Source organism: Streptomyces bluensis, from assembly GCF_014650715.1.
GTDB classification, from domain to species: Bacteria; Actinomycetota; Actinomycetes; order Streptomycetales; family Streptomycetaceae; genus Streptomyces; species Streptomyces bluensis.
On the sequence record NZ_BMVM01000006.1, the window covers coordinates 210,150 to 228,649 of the forward strand.

The 18,500-nt window shown below is 71.2% G+C and carries 14 protein-coding genes; 10 read left to right on the forward strand and 4 right to left on the reverse strand.

What is annotated here, in order from left to right; translation table 11 throughout:
• The first annotated feature begins 34 nt into the window (after positions 1 to 34).
• Positions 35 to 895, forward strand: a complete 861-nt coding sequence (gene mutM / locus IE262_RS17860) for a bifunctional DNA-formamidopyrimidine glycosylase/DNA-(apurinic or apyrimidinic site) lyase (RefSeq protein ID WP_189874793.1) — start codon at positions 35 to 37, stop codon at positions 893 to 895.
• On the opposite strand, the gene IE262_RS17865 is transcribed toward mutM, so the two are convergent.
• Both IE262_RS17865 and IE262_RS17870 read right to left on the reverse strand, forming a co-directional pair.
• Entirely contained in the window at positions 868 to 1,248 is a 381-nt protein-coding gene (locus IE262_RS17865; protein ID WP_134036427.1) for a winged helix-turn-helix transcriptional regulator, read from the reverse strand. The two genes, mutM and IE262_RS17865, sit on opposite strands and share 28 nt — an antisense overlap.
• Positions 1,249 to 1,341: 93 nt before the next feature.
• Positions 1,342 to 2,292, reverse strand: a complete 951-nt coding sequence (locus IE262_RS17870) for a CAP domain-containing protein (protein ID WP_134036430.1) — start codon at positions 2,290 to 2,292, stop codon at positions 1,342 to 1,344.
• A gap of 150 nt (positions 2,293 to 2,442) precedes the next feature.
• Between IE262_RS17870 and IE262_RS17875 the strand changes: the two genes are divergently transcribed.
• The 4 genes from IE262_RS17875 to IE262_RS17890 all read left to right on the forward strand — a co-directional run bounded on the left by IE262_RS17875 (position 2,443) and on the right by IE262_RS17890 (position 8,718).
• Complete coding sequence (locus tag IE262_RS17875; RefSeq protein ID WP_189874795.1) at positions 2,443 to 2,724, forward strand: acylphosphatase; 282 nt, start codon at positions 2,443 to 2,445, stop codon at positions 2,722 to 2,724.
• A gap of 379 nt (positions 2,725 to 3,103) precedes the next feature.
• The gene (locus tag IE262_RS17880) at positions 3,104 to 3,307 is read left to right on the forward strand and encodes a hypothetical protein (protein WP_131558399.1); all 204 of its coding nucleotides are present in this window, start codon (positions 3,104 to 3,106) and stop codon (positions 3,305 to 3,307) included.
• 212 nt (positions 3,308 to 3,519) lie between these two features.
• Positions 3,520 to 7,074, forward strand: a complete 3,555-nt coding sequence (smc, locus tag IE262_RS17885) for a chromosome segregation protein SMC (protein ID WP_189874797.1) — start codon at positions 3,520 to 3,522, stop codon at positions 7,072 to 7,074.
• A 225-nt stretch (positions 7,075 to 7,299) separates the two neighbouring features.
• Positions 7,300 to 8,718: a sugar porter family MFS transporter gene (locus IE262_RS17890; RefSeq protein WP_189874799.1), complete on the forward strand. Its 1,419-nt coding sequence runs from the start codon at positions 7,300 to 7,302 to the stop codon at positions 8,716 to 8,718.
• Between the two features lie 90 nt (positions 8,719 to 8,808).
• Here the strand turns inward: IE262_RS17890 and IE262_RS17895 are convergent, their stop codons facing one another.
• A complete protein-coding gene (locus tag IE262_RS17895; protein ID WP_189874801.1) occupies positions 8,809 to 9,780 on the reverse strand; it encodes an LLM class flavin-dependent oxidoreductase in 972 nt (323 codons plus the stop codon).
• Between the two features lie 184 nt (positions 9,781 to 9,964).
• Between IE262_RS17895 and ftsY the strand changes: the two genes are divergently transcribed.
• On the forward strand, positions 9,965 to 11,176 hold the full coding sequence (gene ftsY, locus IE262_RS17900; protein WP_134036445.1) for a signal recognition particle-docking protein FtsY: 1,212 nt from the start codon (positions 9,965 to 9,967) through the stop codon (positions 11,174 to 11,176).
• Positions 11,177 to 11,274: 98 nt separating this feature from the next.
• Here ftsY and IE262_RS17905 read toward each other — a convergent pair whose 3' ends face one another.
• Positions 11,275 to 11,934: a bifunctional DNA primase/polymerase gene (locus tag IE262_RS17905; RefSeq protein ID WP_134036448.1), complete on the reverse strand. Its 660-nt coding sequence runs from the start codon at positions 11,932 to 11,934 to the stop codon at positions 11,275 to 11,277.
• 465 nt (positions 11,935 to 12,399) lie between these two features.
• On the opposite strand from IE262_RS17905, the gene nsdA reads away from it, so the two are divergent.
• From nsdA to IE262_RS17925, 4 genes are all read left to right on the forward strand, one after another.
• Positions 12,400 to 13,914 carry a transcriptional repressor NsdA gene (gene nsdA / locus IE262_RS17910; protein WP_189874803.1) on the forward strand — a complete coding sequence of 505 codons (1,515 nt, stop codon included), beginning with the start codon at positions 12,400 to 12,402 and terminating at the stop codon, positions 13,912 to 13,914.
• Positions 13,915 to 14,261: 347 nt separating this feature from the next.
• Complete coding sequence (locus IE262_RS17915; protein ID WP_189874805.1) at positions 14,262 to 15,605, forward strand: ammonium transporter; 1,344 nt, start codon at positions 14,262 to 14,264, stop codon at positions 15,603 to 15,605.
• Positions 15,602 to 15,940: a P-II family nitrogen regulator gene (locus IE262_RS17920; RefSeq protein WP_131558414.1), complete on the forward strand. Its 339-nt coding sequence runs from the start codon at positions 15,602 to 15,604 to the stop codon at positions 15,938 to 15,940. The genes IE262_RS17915 and IE262_RS17920 overlap by 4 nt, the downstream gene beginning before the upstream one ends.
• Positions 15,941 to 15,962: 22 nt before the next feature.
• The gene (locus IE262_RS17925) at positions 15,963 to 18,428 is read left to right on the forward strand and encodes a [protein-PII] uridylyltransferase (protein WP_189874807.1); all 2,466 of its coding nucleotides are present in this window, start codon (positions 15,963 to 15,965) and stop codon (positions 18,426 to 18,428) included.
• The last annotated feature ends 72 nt before the right edge of the window (positions 18,429 to 18,500 follow it).

An 18,500-nucleotide genomic window follows, 5' to 3' on the forward strand; every position in this document is an offset into this window, starting at 1 on the left:
CCGAGACCCGTACACACAGACACGGGGGAGTCCCATGCCCGAGTTGCCCGAGGTCGAGGTCGTACGGCGCGGACTGGACCGCTGGGTGGCCCATCGCACCGTGGCCGACGTCGAGGTCCTGCACCCGCGTGCGATACGCCGCCACCTCGCCGGACCCGAGGACTTCGCCCACCGCCTCCAGGGCCATCGGATGGGCGAGCCCGGCCGCCGCGGCAAGTACCTGTGGCTGCCCGTGGAGGACACCGGTGAGGCCGTCCTCGCCCACCTCGGCATGAGCGGCCAGCTCCTCGTCCAGCCGCACGGGGCACCCGACGAGAAGCACCTCCGTATCCGCGTGCGCTTCACGGACGCCCTTGACACGGAACTCCGTTTCGTCGACCAACGCACGTTCGGCGGACTCTCGTTGCACGACACCACGCCCGACGGGCTGCCGGACGTCATCGCGCACATCGCGCGCGACCCCCTCGACCCGCTCTTCGACGACGAGGCCTTCCACCAGGCACTGCGCCGCAAGCGCACGACCATCAAACGGGCCCTGCTCGACCAGTCCCTGATCAGCGGCGTCGGCAACATCTACGCGGACGAGGCGCTGTGGCGCGCACGGATCCACTACGAGCGCCCCACGGCGGGTTTCACGCGCCCACGCACCTTCGAACTCCTGGGCCACGTCCGGGACGTGATGAACGCGGCCCTCGCCGTGGGCGGCACGAGCTTCGACAGCCTGTACGTCAATGTCAACGGCGAGTCGGGTTACTTCGACCGCTCACTCGACGCGTACGGACGTGAGGGCCTGCCCTGCCGGCGCTGTGCCACACCGATGCGGCGGCGGGCCTGGACGAACCGCTCCAGCTACTTCTGTCCGCGCTGTCAGCGGGCGCCGCGGACCTCGTCGTAACGCTCCCGCGCCCGCAGCACGTCCTCCATGCGGCCCTCCACACAGTTGATGAGGGCCAGCAGACGCTCGGAGACCTCACGGCCCAGCGGGGTGAGCGTGTAGTCGACGCGCGGCGGATTGGTGGGCTGGGCCTCGCGGTGGACCAGCCCGTCGCGCTCCAGGGCGTGCAGGGTCTGCGAGAGCATCTTCTCGCTGACTCCGGCGACCCGGCGCCGCAGCTCGTTGAACCGGAGCGAGCCCTCGTGCAGCGCCCCCAGCGTCAGCGCACCCCAGCGCCCCGTCACATGCTCCAGGGTTCCCCTGGAGGGACAGTTCTTCGCGAACACGTCGAAGGACAGCGCGTCGGGTTCCATACGCCGAGAGTACTGTCCGACAGCGCTAACCACCAGGTTGCACTAACTTCTGGTTAGTACTGAGGGGTCGCGGCGCAGGGTCGGGGCCATTCCCTAGTACCCGAAGTCCTGGGTCCACCAGGGCCCGCCGGACCCCAGATGCACACCCACGCCCAGCGTCTTGAAGTCACAGTTCAGGATGTTCGCCCGGTGGCCGGGGCTGTTCATCCACGCCTCCATGACCGCCGCCGCGGTCGCCTGCCCGCGGGCTATGTTCTCCCCGCCCAGGTCGGTGATCCCCAGAGCCGCCGCCCGGTCCCAGGGGCTCTTCCCGTCGGGGTCGGTGTGCTCGAAGAAGCCGCGCTTGGCCATGTCCTGGCTGAACGTGGCGGCCAGGTCCGACAGCGCGCTGTTCGCGGCCACCGGGCTGCACCCGGCCTTCTGCCGTTCCTCGTTGACCAGGCGGAGCACCTCCGCCTCGGCCTTGGCCTCCGCGGAGACCTTCACCGGGGCCTGCTTCTCGGGCTTCTCCGTGGCCTTGCCGGCGGGCTTCTTGGTCTTCTCCGGCTTGGGGGCCTTGGGCGAGGGCTTCTCGGAGGGGGTCTTCGGCTGCGTGGGCGTCTTCGACGGGGGTGCCGAGGGCGAGGCCGCCTCCCGCTCGGAGTCGCGGCTCGTGGGCTCCTCGGCACGGTTCGCGGGGCCGTCCGTACCGCCCTGCTGGGTCTCGATGCCCGACGGCGTGCCCGCGGGAGTGACGGTGTCGGCGCTGCCGCCGCCGCTGACGGCGTACTTGTCGCCGCCGGGCAGCACCCCGGCGGCCACCGCGGCGGTGCCGATGGCGACGGCGGCGGACACGCCCAGCAGCCCGGTCTTCACCGGCGTCACGACGCTCTTCTGTTTGCGGTGCGAGCGCCGTCCGTGCGACGCCTCGGCCTCAAGGACGGCGGCGAAGCCGTACAGGTTCTCAGGTCCGTAGCGCTCGGTGGTCGCGTCCTGCGTGTGCGCAGTCCCCGTGGCGCGGCCCCTGGCGGCGCGGCCGGCGGCGGAGCGTCGGTGGCGTCCCATGTCCTGGCCTTCCTCGACCTTGCGGTCACTCTCTTCACTGAACTCACACGAACGAGTGAGTTTCATATGAGATTCGTTGGACCGGGACGGTACAGCATGACGCCGGGGGAGGGTGAGGCCTGAGAGACATTGGCCCGTTAGCGTGCGGGCATGAGTGAGGATGTACGGCTGGTCGCCTGGGTGCGCGGACACGTCCAAGGTGTGGGTTTCCGCTGGTTCACCCGGGCCAAGGCGCTGGAGATCGGCGGCCTGAGTGGTTTTGCTCTCAATTTGGCGGACGGGCGGGTCCAGGTGGTCGCGGAGGGCCCGCACGAGGGCTGTCAAGGGCTGCTGGAGTGGCTTCAGGGCAGCGACACGCCCGGGCGTGTGGACGGTGTGACAGAGATCTGGGACACACCTCGCGGGGGGTACGACGGCTTCGAGGTCCGATGAGCCGGAGGCATCGAGTCGGCTGTCCGGGGCGGCCGGAAAATGCCGTCGGCACCCGCCGGAACGGGAAATCACCAGGTGGTTGCCAATAACCGCTTGTCGTGGCAGGCTCCCCGGTGAAGGATGATCTCCTCACCCCCCGGGGTCCCGCAGGAGCCGCAGCGCCGCCCGTCCGGGCCGCGCGCCCCCGGGGTCCCCCCAATGCGGGGCGTGATCGTGTTGACCGTCAAACTTTTTGGTGAGACGCTGAAAGCCCCGCGCACCTTAGCTGTTTGGCATGGATGAACAGCAGCAAAACTCCACAGTGCCAAGCACTCCCGGTGCGATTCCCTCACGACCCACACCGCTTCGGTCGGTCACTCAGTGTGGAGGACCATCCATCATGGCAAAGGCGCTTCTCGGTTACGTCGGCGGCTCCGACCCGCGACTCCTCGCCGAGATGCGACGGCTCCAGCAGCGTGTCCAGGACCTGGAATCCGAGCTCGTACGAATCCAGGCCGAGAACGACGCACTGACGGCTGCCGCTTCTCACGACTCGCTTATCGAGAGCATCGACGCACACCAGGCGGAGCCTGCGCTCACCTGATCACTGCATCGACGGGTGACAGCAGTGGTTGGGCGGCTCGTATCAACCGCTAAGTTGTCGGATCTGCAAGGGGCGCCTTCTCGGCGTCCCTTCCTTCTTGCCCCCGGGCCCCTCCTCCTCACCCTCTTTAACGTTCGGTGTGCCCTGCGCGTTCACCGGTGAAACCGCGCGTTCATGGAGTGAGACATGGCCGGAAGGTAGAGTCCAGCGGCGTGCACCTCAAGGCCCTGACCCTCCGAGGGTTCAAATCGTTCGCCTCGGCGACCACGCTGCGGTTCGAGCCGGGCATCACGTGTGTCGTGGGTCCGAACGGCTCGGGCAAGTCCAACGTCGTGGACGCGCTGAGCTGGGTCATGGGCGAGCAGGGCGCGAAGTCGCTGCGCGGCGGCAAGATGGAGGACGTCATCTTCGCCGGCACCACCGGGCGCCCCCCGCTGGGCCGCGCGGAGGTGTCCCTGACCATCGACAACACCGACGGGGCCCTGCCCATCGAGTACGCCGAGGTCACGATCACGCGGATCATGTTCCGCAACGGCGGCAGCGAGTACCAGATCAACGGCGACACCTGCCGCCTCCTGGACATCCAGGAACTGCTCTCCGACTCCGGCATCGGCCGCGAGATGCACGTCATCGTCGGCCAGGGCCAGCTCGACTCCGTCCTGCACGCCGACCCCATGGGCCGCCGCGCCTTCATCGAGGAGGCGGCCGGCGTCCTCAAGCACCGCAAGCGCAAGGAGAAGGCGCTCAGGAAACTGGACGCGATGCAGGCGAACCTGGCCCGCGTCCAGGACCTGACGGACGAGCTGCGGCGCCAGCTCAAGCCCCTCGGCCGCCAGGCCGCCGTCGCCCGCCGGGCCGCCGTGATCCAGGCCGACCTCCGCGACGCCCGCCTCCGCCTGCTCGCCGACGATCTCGTACGGCTGCGCCGGGCGCTCCAGGCCGAGGTCGCCGACGAAGCCGCACTGAAGGAGCGCAAAGAGGCCGCCGAGGCCGAGCTGAAGAAGGCACTCCAGCGGGAGGCGCTGCTGGAGGACGAGGTACGACAGCTCGCGCCGCGCCTGACCCGCGCCCAGCAGACCTGGTACGAGCTGTCGCAGCTCGCCGAGCGGGTACGCGGCACGGTCTCGCTCGCCGACGCCCGAGTGAAGAGCGCCACCTCCGCGCCCCCCGAGGAACGGCGCGGTCGCGACCCCGAGGACATGGAGCGCGAGGCCGCCCGGATCCGCGAGCAGGAGGCCGAGCTCGAAGCGGCCCTGGAGGCAGCCGAGCGGGCCCTGGAGGACACGGTCGCCCACCGGGCCGAACTCGAACGCGAGCTGTCCGTCGAGGAGCGCCGCCTCAAGGACGTCGCCCGCGCCATCGCCGACCGCCGCGAGGGCCTGGCCCGTCTGGGCGGTCAGGTCAACGCGGCCCGGTCCCGCGCTGCCTCCGCCCAGGCCGAGATCGACCGCCTCGCCGCCGCCCGCGACGAGGCGCGGGAACGGGCCGGCGCCGCCCAGGAGGAGTACGAGATCCTGAAGGCCGAGGTCGACGGCCTCGACGCAGACGACGCTGATCTCGCCGAGCGGCACGAGGCGGCCAAGCAGGCGCTGGCCGAGGCGGAAGCGGCCCTGACAGCGGCCCGCGAGGCGGCCACGGCAGCCGAACGCAAGAGGGCCGCGACCCAGGCCCGCCACGAGGCCCTGGCCCTCGGCCTGCGCCGCAAGGACGGCACGGGCGCCCTGCTGACCGCGAAGGACCGTATCGGCGGGCTCCTCGGCCCGGCGGCCGAGCTGCTGACGGTGACCCCGGGCTACGAGGTCCCGCTGGCCGCCGCCTTCGGCGCCGCCGCCGACGCCGTCGCGGTCACCACCCCGGCCTCCGCGGCCGACGCCATCCGCCTGCTCCGGAAGCAGGACGCCGGGCGGGCAGCCCTGCTCGTGAGCGGCGCCCCCGACGACGTACCGGCCGAGCAGCGGACCGACAGCCCGCCGTTCGCCGCCGACCTGGTCCGCGGACCCGCCGAACTCATGCCCGCCGTACGGCGGCTGCTGCACGGCATCGTCGTCGTCGGCACCCTGGAGGACGCCGAGGACCTCGTCTACGCGCGACCCGGCCTGACCGCCGTGACCGCCGAGGGTGACCTGCTCGGCGCGCACTTCGCGAGCGGCGGCTCCGCCGGGGCACCCAGCCTGCTCGAAGTACAGGCGTCCGTCGACGAAGCGGCGGCCGAGCTCGAAGAACTCGCCGTGCGGTGCGAGGAGTTGACCGAGGCCCAGCGGCAGGCTACGCAGCAGCGCAGGGAACGGGTCGCCCTCGTCGAGGAACTGGGCGAGCGGCGGCGGGCGGCCGAGCGGGAGAAGTCGGCCGTGGCGCAGCAGCTCGGACGGCTCGCCGGACAGGCCCGCGGAGCCGCGGGGGAGGCCGAGCGCAGCACCGCCGCGGCCGCCCGCGCCCAGGAGGCGCTCGACAGGGCCGTACAGGAGGCCGAGGAACTCGCCGAACGGCTCGCCGTCGCCGAGGAGATGCCGGTCGAGGAGGAGCCCGACACCTCGGTACGGGACCGGCTCGCCGCCGACGGCGCCAACGCGCGGCAGACCGAGATGGAGGCCCGGCTCCAGGTGCGCACCCACGAAGAGCGCGTCAAGGGGCTCGCGGGGCGTGCCGACTCGCTGGACCGCGCCGCCCGCGCCGAGCGTGAGGCGCGGGCGCGCGCCGAACAGCGCAGGGCGCGGCTGCGGCACGAGGCGGCCGTGGCCGGGGCCGTCGCCTCCGGCGCGCGGCAGCTGCTCGCCCACGTCGAGGTCTCCCTCGTCCGCGCCGAACAGGAGCGCACCGCTGCCGAGGCCGCGAAGGCGCGCCGGGAGCAGGAGCTCGCCCGGGCCCGGGACGAGGGCCGCGACCTCAAGGCCGAACTCGACAAACTGACCGACTCGGTCCACCGCGGCGAGGTGCTCGGCGCGGAGAAGCGGATGCGGATCGAGCAGCTGGAGACCAAGGCGCTGGAGGAGCTGGGCGTGGAGCCGGCGGGGCTGATCGCCGACTACGGCCCCGACCAGCTCGTACCGCCCTCCCCGCCCGCCGAGGGCGAACAGCTTCCCGAGGACCCCGAGCACCCGCGCAACCAGCCGAGGCCCTTCGTCCGCGCCGAGCAGGAGAAGCGGCTCAAGGCGGCCGAGCGGGCGTACCAGCAGCTGGGCAAGGTCAATCCGCTCGCCCTGGAGGAGTTCGCCGCGCTGGAGGAACGCCACAAGTTCCTCAGCGAGCAACTGGAGGACCTGAAGAAGACCCGCGCCGACCTCCTCCAGGTGGTGAAGGAGGTCGACGAACGCGTCGAGCAGGTCTTCACCGAGGCCTACCGGGACACGGCCCGGGAGTTCGAGGGCGTGTTCAGCCGGTTGTTCCCCGGCGGTGACGGCCGGCTCATCCTGACCGATCCCGACAACATGCTCACCACGGGTGTCGACGTCGAGGCACGGCCCCCGGGCAAGAAGGTCAAGCGGCTCAGCCTGCTCTCCGGCGGCGAGCGGTCACTGACCGCCGTCGCCCTGCTCGTGTCGATCTTCAAGGCGCGGCCCAGCCCGTTCTACGTGATGGACGAGGTCGAGGCGGCCCTCGACGACACCAACCTCCAGCGGCTGATCCGCATCATGCAGGAGCTACAGGAGGCCTCCCAGCTGATCGTGATCACCCACCAGAAGCGCACGATGGAGGTCGCCGACGCGCTGTACGGCGTCTCCATGCAGGGGGACGGGGTGTCGAAGGTGATCAGCCAGCGGCTTCGCTGACGCCCGCTGCTTCTTCCCGCTTCTTCGGGAGTTGAATACATCACCTTTACTCAGGGAACAAAGCGGCCGCTCACCCCGCTTTTGACTTCGAAATCTGAAGACATAGTCTCTGCGACGTTGCTTCCACCTTCACATGGCAGGTCTCGCATGGCCATGTCATTGGTAGGACCATACGAAGAGGGCTTTCCTGGGCCGGCAGCGTTGCCGGCGGCATGAGGAGTACACGTGACCAGCACAGCGCAGGCATCCGGGTCAGGAACCCGGGACGCACACCCCGAGCACCTCGCCCACGTCGTCTTCATCGCGGCGGCGGCCGCGATGGGCGGCTTCCTCTTCGGCTACGACAGCGCCGTGATCAACGGCGCAGTCGAAGCCATCCGGGACCGTTACGACATCGGCCCCGCGGCGCTGGCGCAGGTCATCGCCATCGCATTGATCGGTTGTGCCGTCGGCGCCGCCACCGCGGGCCGCACCGCCGACCGCATCGGCCGCATCCGGTCCATGCAGATAGCTGCCGTGCTCTTCACCATCAGCGCGGTCGGCTCGGCGCTCCCCTTCGCCCTCTGGGACCTCGCCCTCTGGCGCGTCGTCGGCGGCTTCGCCATCGGCATGGCCTCGGTGATCGGCCCCGCCTACATCGCCGAGGTCGCGCCCGCCGCGTACCGAGGCCGCCTCGGCTCCTTCCAGCAGGCCGCGATCGTCATCGGCATCGCCGTCTCCCAGCTGGTCAACTGGGGCATCCTCAACGCCGCGGGCGGCGACCAGCGCGGCGAGCTGCTGGGCCTTGAGGCCTGGCAGGTCATGCTCGGTGTGATGGTCGTCCCGGCCGTGCTGTACGGCCTGCTGTCCTTCGCGATCCCCGAGTCCCCGCGGTTCCTGATCTCCGCCGGCAAGGACGCGCGCGCCCGGAAGGTGCTGGCCGAGATCGAGGGCGGGGACGTCGATCTGGACGCGCGGGTCGCCGAGATCGAGGTCGCCATGAGGAGCGAGCACAAGTCGACGTTCAGGGATCTGCTCGGCGGCGGCTCCTTCTTCAAGCCGATCGTCTGGGTCGGCATCGGACTCTCGGTCTTCCAGCAGTTCGTCGGCATCAATGTCGCGTTCTACTACTCCTCGACGCTGTGGCAGTCCGTCGGCGTCGACCCGGCCGAGTCGTTCTTCTACTCCTTCACCACGTCGATCATCAACATCCTCGGCACCGTGATCGCCATGATCTTCGTGGACCGCCTCGGCCGCCGCCCGCTCGCCGTCATCGGCTCCGTCGGCATGGTCGTCGGCCTCGCCCTGGAGGCCTGGGCGTTCAGCTACGACCTCGTCGACGGCAGGCTCCCGGCCGCCCAGGGCTGGATCGCCCTGATCGCCGCCCATGTGTTCGTGCTCTTCTTCGCCCTCTCCTGGGGTGTGGTCGTCTGGGTCATGCTCGGCGAGATGTTCCCGAACAAGCTCCGCGCCGCCGCCCTGGGCGTGGCCGCCTCCGCTCAGTGGATCGCCAACTGGGCCATCACCGCGAGCTTCCCGTCGCTGGCCGACTGGAACCTCTCCGTGACCTACGTGATCTACGCGGGATTCGCCGCGCTCTCCGTCCCCTTCGTGCTGAAGTTCGTGAAGGAGACCAAGGGCAAGGCGCTGGAGGAGATGGGGTAAGCCGTCCGGCCCCTCGCCGCCCCGAGCCCTCCGCCGACTCGACCCCTCTCCCGCCCCGGCCCGGACACCGCCCGCGCCGGGGCGGCGGCATCAGTCCGTGAGCCTCGGCAGCACGTCCTCACAGAACAGACGCAGACCGCGCCAGCCCTCGTCGACCGGCATCCCACCGGACAGCGGGTGCAGGACGAAGCTGCCCAGCCCCTGCGCCACGCACTCGTCCGGCGTCAGGATCCGGTACACCCCCTCGGCGCGCAGCTCCTCCACCGTCGTGGCCGCCGACTTCACCGCCGAGCGGATCCCCTCCGGCTGCCAGGACGCGTACGTCCGCGCCTCGTGCAGGAAGTGCTCGCCGTACATCGCCCACGCCCGGTCCGGATCCTCCGCGATGTGCAGCAGCGGTGTCTCGGCTGCGGGCATCATGGTCCACCCCTCGGTGCCGTACTCCACGAGCCGCTCCTTGTAGTACGCCTCCAGCTCCGGCAGATGCGCGCTCGGGAAGAACGGCAGCCCCAGCCGGGCCGCCCGGCGCGCCGCCGCCCGCGAGGAACCGCCGACCAGCAGCAGGGGATGCGGCTCGGTGTACGGACGCGGAGTGACACGGACGGTACGGCCCCGGTAGGTGAACGGCTCGCCCGTCCACGCCTTCAGGACCGTCTCCAGCACCTCGTCCTGGAGCCGGCCGCGCCGCTTCCATTCCACGTCGAAGAGGGCGTACTCCTCCGGCCGGTACCCGATCCCCGCCACCGTCACCAGCCGTCCGCCGCTCAGCAGGTCCAGTACGGCGATGTCCTCGGCCAGCCGCAGCGGATCGTGCAGCGGTCCGATGACCGCCGACACGGTGACCCCGATGCGCCGGGTGGCCCCGAAGACCGCGCCCGCGAAGGCGAACGGCGACGGCAGCCAGTTGTTGGCGACCCCGTGGTGCTCCTCCGTCTGCACGGTGGTGATCCCACGGTCGTCGGCGTACGCGGCCATCTCGACGGCCGCCCGGTAGCGGGCGCCCAGCGACGCCGGGGTCGCACCGGGCTCGACGAGGTTGAAACGGACGACCGTGACGGGCATGGGACCCCCTCGTGGCGTAGGTGGAGAGGGACGTTAGCTGACGGCAAGTCAGGTTTCCAGAGCGATGACGGGAGTGGCTGCGGTGAGGGGGTGTGTGACGGCCCACCCCCGGCCCGGTGGGGCCTGCGGCCCCGCGTGGACAACAAACCGCCGAACGAGACGTCACGCCATACTGGACTGCGTTATGGACATCCTCATCCTTGCTCTAGTCATCGCCGTGGTCGTGCTCGGTGCGATCGGCGGGCTCGTCATCGGCAGCCGCAGAAAGAAGCCGCAGCCGCCCGCGCCCCCCACGACGCCCGACATCACCGCCCCTCCGGCCGAGCCGCACGTAGGCGACGAGGCCGAGACGCCGCGCGACGAACCGCGCCGGACGATAGAGGAGGTGGACCTCCCCGGCGGCCCGGCCGGCGTCGCCGTGGAGGAGCCGCCCGCCGTCCCCGGGCTCGAAGCCCCCGAGATCGAGATCCCGGAGCCGACCGCCGGCCGTCTGGTACGGCTGCGCGCTCGGCTCTCCCGCTCGCAGAACGCGCTCGGCAAGGGGCTGCTCACGCTCCTCTCGCGCGAGCACCTCGACGAGGACACCTGGGAGGAGGTCGAGGACACGCTCCTCACCGCCGACGTCGGCGTACAGCCGACCCAGGAACTGGTCGAGCGGCTGCGCGAGCGCGTGAAGGTGCTGGGCACCCGTACACCTCAGGAGCTGCGCGGACTGCTCCGCGAGGAGCTGCTCACGCTCGTCGGCGCCGACCTGGACCGCACGGTGAAGACCGAGCCCGCGCCCGGCAAGCCCGGCATCGTGATGGTCGTCGGCGTGAACGGCACCGGCAAGACGACCACCACCGGCAAGCTCGCCCGCGTCCTCGTGGCCGACGGCCGCAGTGTCGTCCTCGGCGCCGCCGACACCTTCCGTGCCGCCGCCGCCGACCAGCTGCAGACCTGGGGTGAGCGGGTCGGCGCCTACACCGTGCGCGGCCCCGAGGGCGGCGACCCCGCCTCCGTCGCCTTCGACGCGGTCAAGGAAGGCAAGGAGATGGGCGCCGACGTCGTCCTCATCGACACGGCGGGGCGCCTCCACACCAAGACCGGCCTCATGGACGAGCTCGGCAAGGTCAAGCGCGTCGTCGAGAAGCACGCTCCGCTGGACGAGGTGCTGCTCGTACTCGACGCGACCACCGGTCAGAACGGGCTGGTCCAGGCCCGCGTCTTCGCCGAGGTCGTCGACATCACCGGCATCGTGCTGACCAAGCTCGACGGCACGGCCAAGGGCGGCATCGTGGTCGCCGTCCAGCGTGAGCTCGACGTGCCGGTCAAGCTGGTGGGTCTGGGAGAGGGCGCCGACGACCTGGCGCCGTTCGAGCCGGAAGCGTTCGTGGATGCGCTTATCGGTGACTGAGCGCGCGTACGCGCAGTACGTGTCGCGGCACGTATCCGGAGAAGGGCCCCCTCACATGGTGCAGAGGTGAGGGGGCCCTTCGCTGTTGTTCTCCTGGGCTACGCGCGGGACCGATGCGCCAGGTACGCGAGCGTGCCCAGCAGCAGGCGTGCGGCCGGTGGTTGTGTCGCCGAGTCCAGGGCGGGGGAGCGGAGCCAGCGAACCGGGCCGAGGCCGCCGCGGTCGGAGGGCGGAGCCGTGACGTGGCTGCCGGGGCCCAGGCCGCGCAGGTCGAGGGACGACGGGTCGTCCCAGCCCATGCGGTAGAGCAGCCCTGGGAGCTCGGCGGCCGCGCCCGGGGCGACGAGGAAGTGGGCGCGGCCCTCGGGGGTGACGATGACAGGGCCGAGAGGGAGACCCATCCGTTCCAGCCGGACCAGGGCTCGGCGGCCGGCGGCCTCGGCGACCTCGATCACATCGAAGGCGCGGCCCACCGGCAGCATGACCGAGGCGCCCGGGAACTCCGCCCAGGCCCTGGTCACCTCGTCGAGCGTCGCCCCCGCGCGGACCGGGGGAGCGAAGTCGAGGGGATGCGCGCCGGGCGCACCGCAACTCGCCTTGCCGCACGAACAGGCACCCGCGGCCGCCCGCGCGCCGGGCACCACGTCCCAGCCCCAGAGCCCGGTGAACTCGGCCACGGCGGTGCATTCCGACGAGCGGCCGCCGCGCCGGCGCGCGCCGGATCGCATGTCCCGAATGCCGCCGATCGTGAAGCCCATGCCCCCTCCAACGGGTCCAGCACACCAGTGGTTACGAGACGGAGTCGGAATGTGACCCTGTGTTTCCCCGCCCGGATCGAGTAACCGCTCGGCCCGGAGGCGCTCAGTGGTGCTCCAGGGGGTGAGCTCGACGGTGCGCGCCGCTGAACGCATCGCTCCGCCCACTCCCGGCCGTCATGTGTCAAGTGAATCGTGCAGAGGCAACCGTGAGTTCATTCGAAGGGGTGGCGAATGGTGGCGATTCCGGATTCCCCGTGGCTGGACGGGTGATCGTAGGATTACTGTGTGTGCACAAGCCCTGGGGGCGTGTACGCGCGTGGGTATGCCGGAGGCAAGTCGAGTCCCCGTTCGACGGGTGACGACTGTCGGACGCGCGACCGTCCGTACCGGCATGCTGGTAGGGCTTGGCGCACATGGCGCACGGGCGGTTGGCGCACAGGTGGTTTCAGGGATGGGGGCGTTCCAGTGGGCGGCAACGGCGGAGGCGGCACGAACGCTGACAAGCGCCCCAACGAGCTTCTGAGTTCGTGGTTCGTGCGGAGCGGCTGGTCCAAGGGGGAGCTCGCCCGGCAGGTCAACCGCCGGGCCCGCCAGCTGGGCGCCAGTCACATCTCCACGGACACCTCCCGCGTGCGCCGCTGGCTCGACGGCGAGAATCCGCGCGAGCCGATCCCCAGAATCCTGTCCGAGCTGTTCTCCGAGCGGTTCGGCTGTGTCGTCGCCGTCGAGGACCTGGGCCTGCGTGCCGCCCACCGGTCCCCGTCCACCTCCGGCGTCGACCTGCCCTGGACGGGCCCGCAGACCGTCGCGCTGATCAGCGAGTTCTCGCGCAGCGACCTGATGCTGGCGCGGCGCGGCTTTCTCGGGACCTCCCTGGGCCTCGCCGCCGGTCCGTCCCTCATCGAGCCGATGCAGCGCTGGCTCGTGCCCTCGCCTCCTTCGCCCAGGTCCTCGGGTCCGCTCGCGCAGGGGGGACTCCCATCGCGCGAGGCGCCGGAGCCCGTGCCCGCGGCGCGCCGTCCGGGCCGGCTGTCCAAACCCGAGCTGGACCTCCTGGAGTCCACCGCCGTGATGTTCCGGAGGTGGGACGCCCAGTGCGGCGGCGGTCTGCGCCGCAAGGCCGTCGTGGGCCAGCTGCACGAGGTGACCGACCTCCTCCAGGAGCCCCAGCCCGAGGCCACCACCAAGCGCCTGTTCAGGGTGGCCGCGGAGCTCGCCGAGCTGGCGGGCTGGATGAGTTACGACGTCGGGCTCCAGCCGACCGCCCAGAAGTACTTCGTCCTGGCCCTGCACGCCGCCAAGGAAGCGGGCGACAAACCCCTGGGGTCGTACGTCCTGGCCAGCATGAGCCGTCAGATGATCCACGTCGGCCGCCCCGACGACGCGCTGGAGCTGATCCACCTCGCCCAGTACGGCAGCCGTGACTGCGCGAGCCCGCGCACCCAGTCCATGCTGTATGCGATGGAGGCCCGCGCCTACGCCAACATGGGCCAGCCCAGCAAGTGCAAGCGGGCCGTGCGGATGGCCGAGGACACCTTCGCCGACGCCGCGGAGTGGGACGAGCCGGACCCCGACTGGATCCGCTTCTTCTCCGAGGCCGAGCTGTACGCGGAGAACTCCCACTCCTACCGCGACCTCGCCTACGTCGCCGGCCGCAGCCCCACGTACGCCTCCATGGCCGAGCCCGTGATGCGCAAGGCCGTCGATCTCTTCGCCGATGACACCGAGCACCAGCGGTCGTACGCACTCAACCTGATCGGCATGGCCACGGTGCACCTGTTGCAGCGTGAGCCGGAGCAGAGCGCGGTGCTCGCCCGGAGTGCCATGGAGGTCGCCGTGAAGGTGCGCTCAGAGCGGGTCAACACTCGTATCCGAAAGACCGTCGACACGGCTGTACGCGATTTCGGGGATCTCGCCGAGGTCGTGGACCTCACCGACCAGCTCGCCAAGCACCTGCCCGAGACCGCCGAAGCGGTCTGACGCCCTCCGCTCCAGGGCTCCAAGGCCCTGAGGGCCCAAGCCTCCGGCCGCGGCCGGCCTCCCCGACCACCCGACTCGGCTCCCCCCGTGCCAGGTCATCGGATGGCTGCCCGCGGCCGGTACTGGGGGGACTTTCCGAAGGTTGCGTCACGATAACGATCGTGCGGCCCGGCATCCGGCAGTTCATCAAGGCGTAACACGCGAGGTGCCTTCGTCACGGCGGCGAAACATCGAGGGGCTCCGACCGAAACCGCGCTGCGTCAGTCTCGTGGCGCACAACCGGCCCGCCCCTCAATCCGCTCAGGCTTCGCCCGCACGGGGCCGTACCTATCGACGAGGAGACGCCGATGGCATCATCCGCCATCACGCTAGCCGCAGACGCACCCACACTGTCTGCCGCCAACACAGGCTTCATGCTGATCTGTTCCGCCCTGGTGATGCTCATGACCCCGGGACTGGCCTTCTTCTACGGAGGCATGGTCCGCGTCAAGAGCACCCTGAACATGCTGATGATGAGCTTCATCAGCCTGGGAATCGTCACCATCCTGTGGGTGCTGTACGGCTTCTCCCTCGCCTTCGGTACGGACTCCGGCAGCCTCATCGGCTGGAACTCGGACTGGGTGGGCCTCAGCAACATCGGACTGACGCAGCTGTGGGACGGATACACCATCCCGGTCTTCGTCTTCCTGGTCTTCCAGCTGATGTTCGCGATCATCACGCCCGCCCTGATCAGCGGTGCCCTGGCCGATCGCGTCAAGTTCACCGCCTGGGCGCTCTTCGTCGCCCTGTGGGCCACGGTCGTCTACTTCCCCGTCGCCCACTGGGTCTGGGGCGCCGGCGGCTGGGCCTTCGAGCTGGGGGTCATCGACTTCGCCGGCGGTACGGCGGTCCACATCAACGCCGGTGCCGCAGCGCTCGGCGTGATCCTGGTCATCGGCAAGCGCGTCGGCTTCAAGAAGGACCCGATGCGTCCGCACAGCCTCCCGCTCGTCATGCTCGGCGCCGGTCTGCTGTGGTTCGGCTGGTTCGGCTTCAACGCCGGTTCGTGGCTCGGCAACGACGACGGCGTCGGCGCGCTGATGTTCGTCAACACCCAGGTCGCCACCGCCGCCGCCATGCTGGCCTGGCTCATCTACGAGAAGATCCGCCACGGCGCGTTCACCACGCTGGGCGCCGCTTCCGGTGCCGTCGCCGGTCTGGTCGCCATCACCCCGGCCGGTGGCTCGGTCTCCCCGCTCGGCGCGATCGCAGTCGGTGCCATCGCCGGTGTGCTGTGTGCCATGGCCGTCGGACTGAAGTACAAGTTCGGTTACGACGACTCGCTCGACGTCGTCGGCGTCCACCTGGTCGGCGGTGTCGTCGGCTCCCTGCTGATCGGCTTCTTCGCCAGCGGCCACGGCCAGTCCGATGTCGCGGGCCTCTTCTACGGCGGCGGCCTGGACCAGTTCTGGAAGCAGTGCGCCGGAGTCTTCGCGGTCCTCGCCTACTCGCTGGTGGTCTCCGCGATCCTGGCCCTCATCCTCGACAAGACCATCGGCATGCGGGTCTCCGAGGACGACGAGGTGGCGGGTATCGACCAGGTCGAGCACGCCGAGACCGCATATGACTTCAGCGGCGCCGGCGGCGGTGCCGCCGCCCGGACCGCCCCGGCCCCGGTCGCCGACACTGCGAGCAAGAAGGTGGACGCATGAAGCTCATCACCGCCGTCGTGAAGCCACACCGGCTCGACGAGATCAAGGAAGCCCTTCAGGCCTTCGGAGTGCACGGCCTGACGGTCACCGAGGCCAGCGGATACGGACGCCAGCGCGGACACACCGAGGTCTACCGCGGTGCCGAGTACACCGTCGACCTGGTCCCCAAGATCCGCATCGAGGTACTGGTCGAGGACGACGACGCCGAGCAGCTGATCGACGTCATCGTCAAGGCGGCCCGCACCGGCAAGATCGGTGACGGCAAGGTCTGGTCCCTCCCCGTCGACACGGCCGTCCGGGTCAGGACCGGCGAGCGCGGCCCGGACGCGCTCTGACGAGAAGAACAGGAGCCTCTGGGTGACGAGTACGCAGGCACACACGGAAACAGACGACTCGGGACCCAGCGGCTACGCGGCGGCCCGGCTGCGCCTCCTGACGGAGGGGGCGCAGTCCGGGCCGCCGCGCCGTGCGGCCCTCGCCGACCTCACGGACGACTGGCTGAGCGGTCTCTTCGACGCCGGGGCCGACAGCCCGCGTGGCGTCTCACTGGTGGCGGTCGGCGGCTACGGGCGCGGTGAACTCTCCCCGCGCAGCGACCTCGACCTGCTCCTCCTGCACGACGGAAGCGACACGGCCGCGGTGGCCGCCCTCGCCGACCGCATCTGGTACCCGGTGTGGGACCTGGGCCTCGCCCTCGACCACTCCGTGCGCACACCCGCCGAGGCGCGCAGGACCGCGGGCGAGGACCTCAAGGTGCAGCTCGGTCTGCTGGACGCCCGCCACATCGCGGGCGACCTCGGCCTGACCGCTGGCCTGCGCACGGCCGTGCTGGCCGACTGGCGCAACCAGGCGCCCAAACGCCTCCCGGAACTCCAGGAACTGTGCGCCGCACGCGCCGAACGCCAGGGCGAGCTGCAGTACCTGCTGGAGCCCGACCTCAAGGAGGCGCGCGGCGGCCTGAGAGACGCCACGGCCCTGCGCGCCGTCGCCGCCTCCTGGCTCGCGGACGCACCTCGGGAGGGCCTGGCGGACGCCCGGCGCCGACTGCTGGACGTACGGGACGCACTGCACCTCACCACCGGCCGCGCCACCGACCGCCTCGCCCTCCAGGAGCAGGACCAGGTCGCCGCCGAACTGGGAGTTCTGGACGCGGACACGCTGCTGCGCCAGGTGTACGAGGCCGCGCGTGTCGTGTCGTACGCCAGTGACGTGACCTGGCGCGAGGTGAGGCGCGTGCTGCGCTCGCGCGCCGTACGGCCGCGACTGCGCGCCATGCTCGCGGGTGGGAAGCCCACCGCCGAGCGCTCCCCGCTTGCCGAGGGCGTGGTCGAGCAGGACGGCGAGGTGGTGCTCGCGCGGGCCGCGCGCCCCGAGCGCGACCTCGTCCTGCCCCTGCGCGCCGCCGCCGCGGCCGCCCAGGCCGGCCTGCCCCTCTCGCTGCACGCGGTGCGCCGGATGGCTGCCGCCGCCCGCCCGCTGCCCACGCCCTGGCCCGCCGAGGCGCGCGAGCAACTCGTCACACTGCTCGGCTCGGGCCGCCCGACCGTGGACGTCTGGGAGGCGCTGGAGGCAGAGGGCCTGATCACGCGGCTGCTGCCCGACTGGGAGCGGGTGCGCTGCCGTCCACAGCGCAACGCCGTGCACCTCTGGACGGTCGACCGGCACCTGATCGAGACGGCCGTACGGGCCTCCGAGTTCACCCGCCGGGTCCACCGCCCCGACCTCCTCCTGGTCGCCGCGCTCCTGCACGACATCGGCAAGGGCTGGCCCGGGGACCACTCCGTCGCGGGCGAGATCATCGCCAGGGACGTGGCCGCGCGCATAGGGTTCGACCGCGACGACGTGGCTGTGCTCGCCACCCTCGTACGCCACCACCTGCTGCTGGTGGAGACGGCCACGCGGCGCGACCTGGAGGACCCCGCGACGGTCCGCTCGGTCGCCGAGGCGGTCGGCTCCCAGGGCACCCTGGAGCTGCTGCACGCGCTGACCGAGGCGGACGCGCTGGCCACCGGCCCGGCCGCCTGGTCCTCCTGGCGCGCCTCACTGGTGGCCGACCTGGTCAAGCGGGTCGCGGCCGTGCTCTCCGGCGACGCGCCCGAGCAGCCCGGGGCCGACGCCGAGGCGCCCACCGCCGAGCAGGAGCGACTCGCCATCGAGGCGTTCCGCACCGGCGGCCCCGTCCTGTCCCTGCGCGCCCAGACCGAGCCGCCGGGCGAGAGTGAGGGCAAGCCCTCCGGCGAGCCCGAGCCCCTCGGCGTGGAACTCCTCATCGCGGTGCCGGACCAGCCGGGCGTCCTGCCCGCGGTCGCCGGAGTCCTGGCCGTGCACCGCCTGACCGTACGCACGGCGGAGCTGCGCGCCCTGGAGTTGCCCGACGCCGACGCCTTCGACGGGCCGGTGCTCCTGCTGAACTGGCGGGTGGCCGCGGAGTACGGCTCCCTGCCCCAGGCCGCCCGGCTGCGCACGGATCTCGTACGGGCGCTGGACGGCTCCCTCGACATCGCCTCCCGTCTGGCCGAGCGGGACGCGGCGTATCCGCGCCGCCGGGGCGTGGTCGCGCCTCCGGCGCGGGTGACGGTCGCCGCGGCCGCCTCCCGCCACGCCACGGTGATCGAGGTACGGGCCCAGGACGCACCCGGCCTGCTGTTCCGCATCGGGCGGGCGCTGGAGGACGCGGACGTACAGGTGCGCAGCGCCCATGTCAGCACCTTGGGTGCCAATGCCGTGGACGCCTTCTACGTGACCAGCGCGAAGGGGGTACCGCTGCCGGGGGAGGAGGCCGCCGCGGTGGCTCGGGCGCTGGAGGAGACGCTGCGGAGGTAGCCGACCGCCGGGGGCCTTCGTGACGGGCGTGGAGCCCCCACCGCAGCCGGACAGATACCCTGGAGGGCAGCC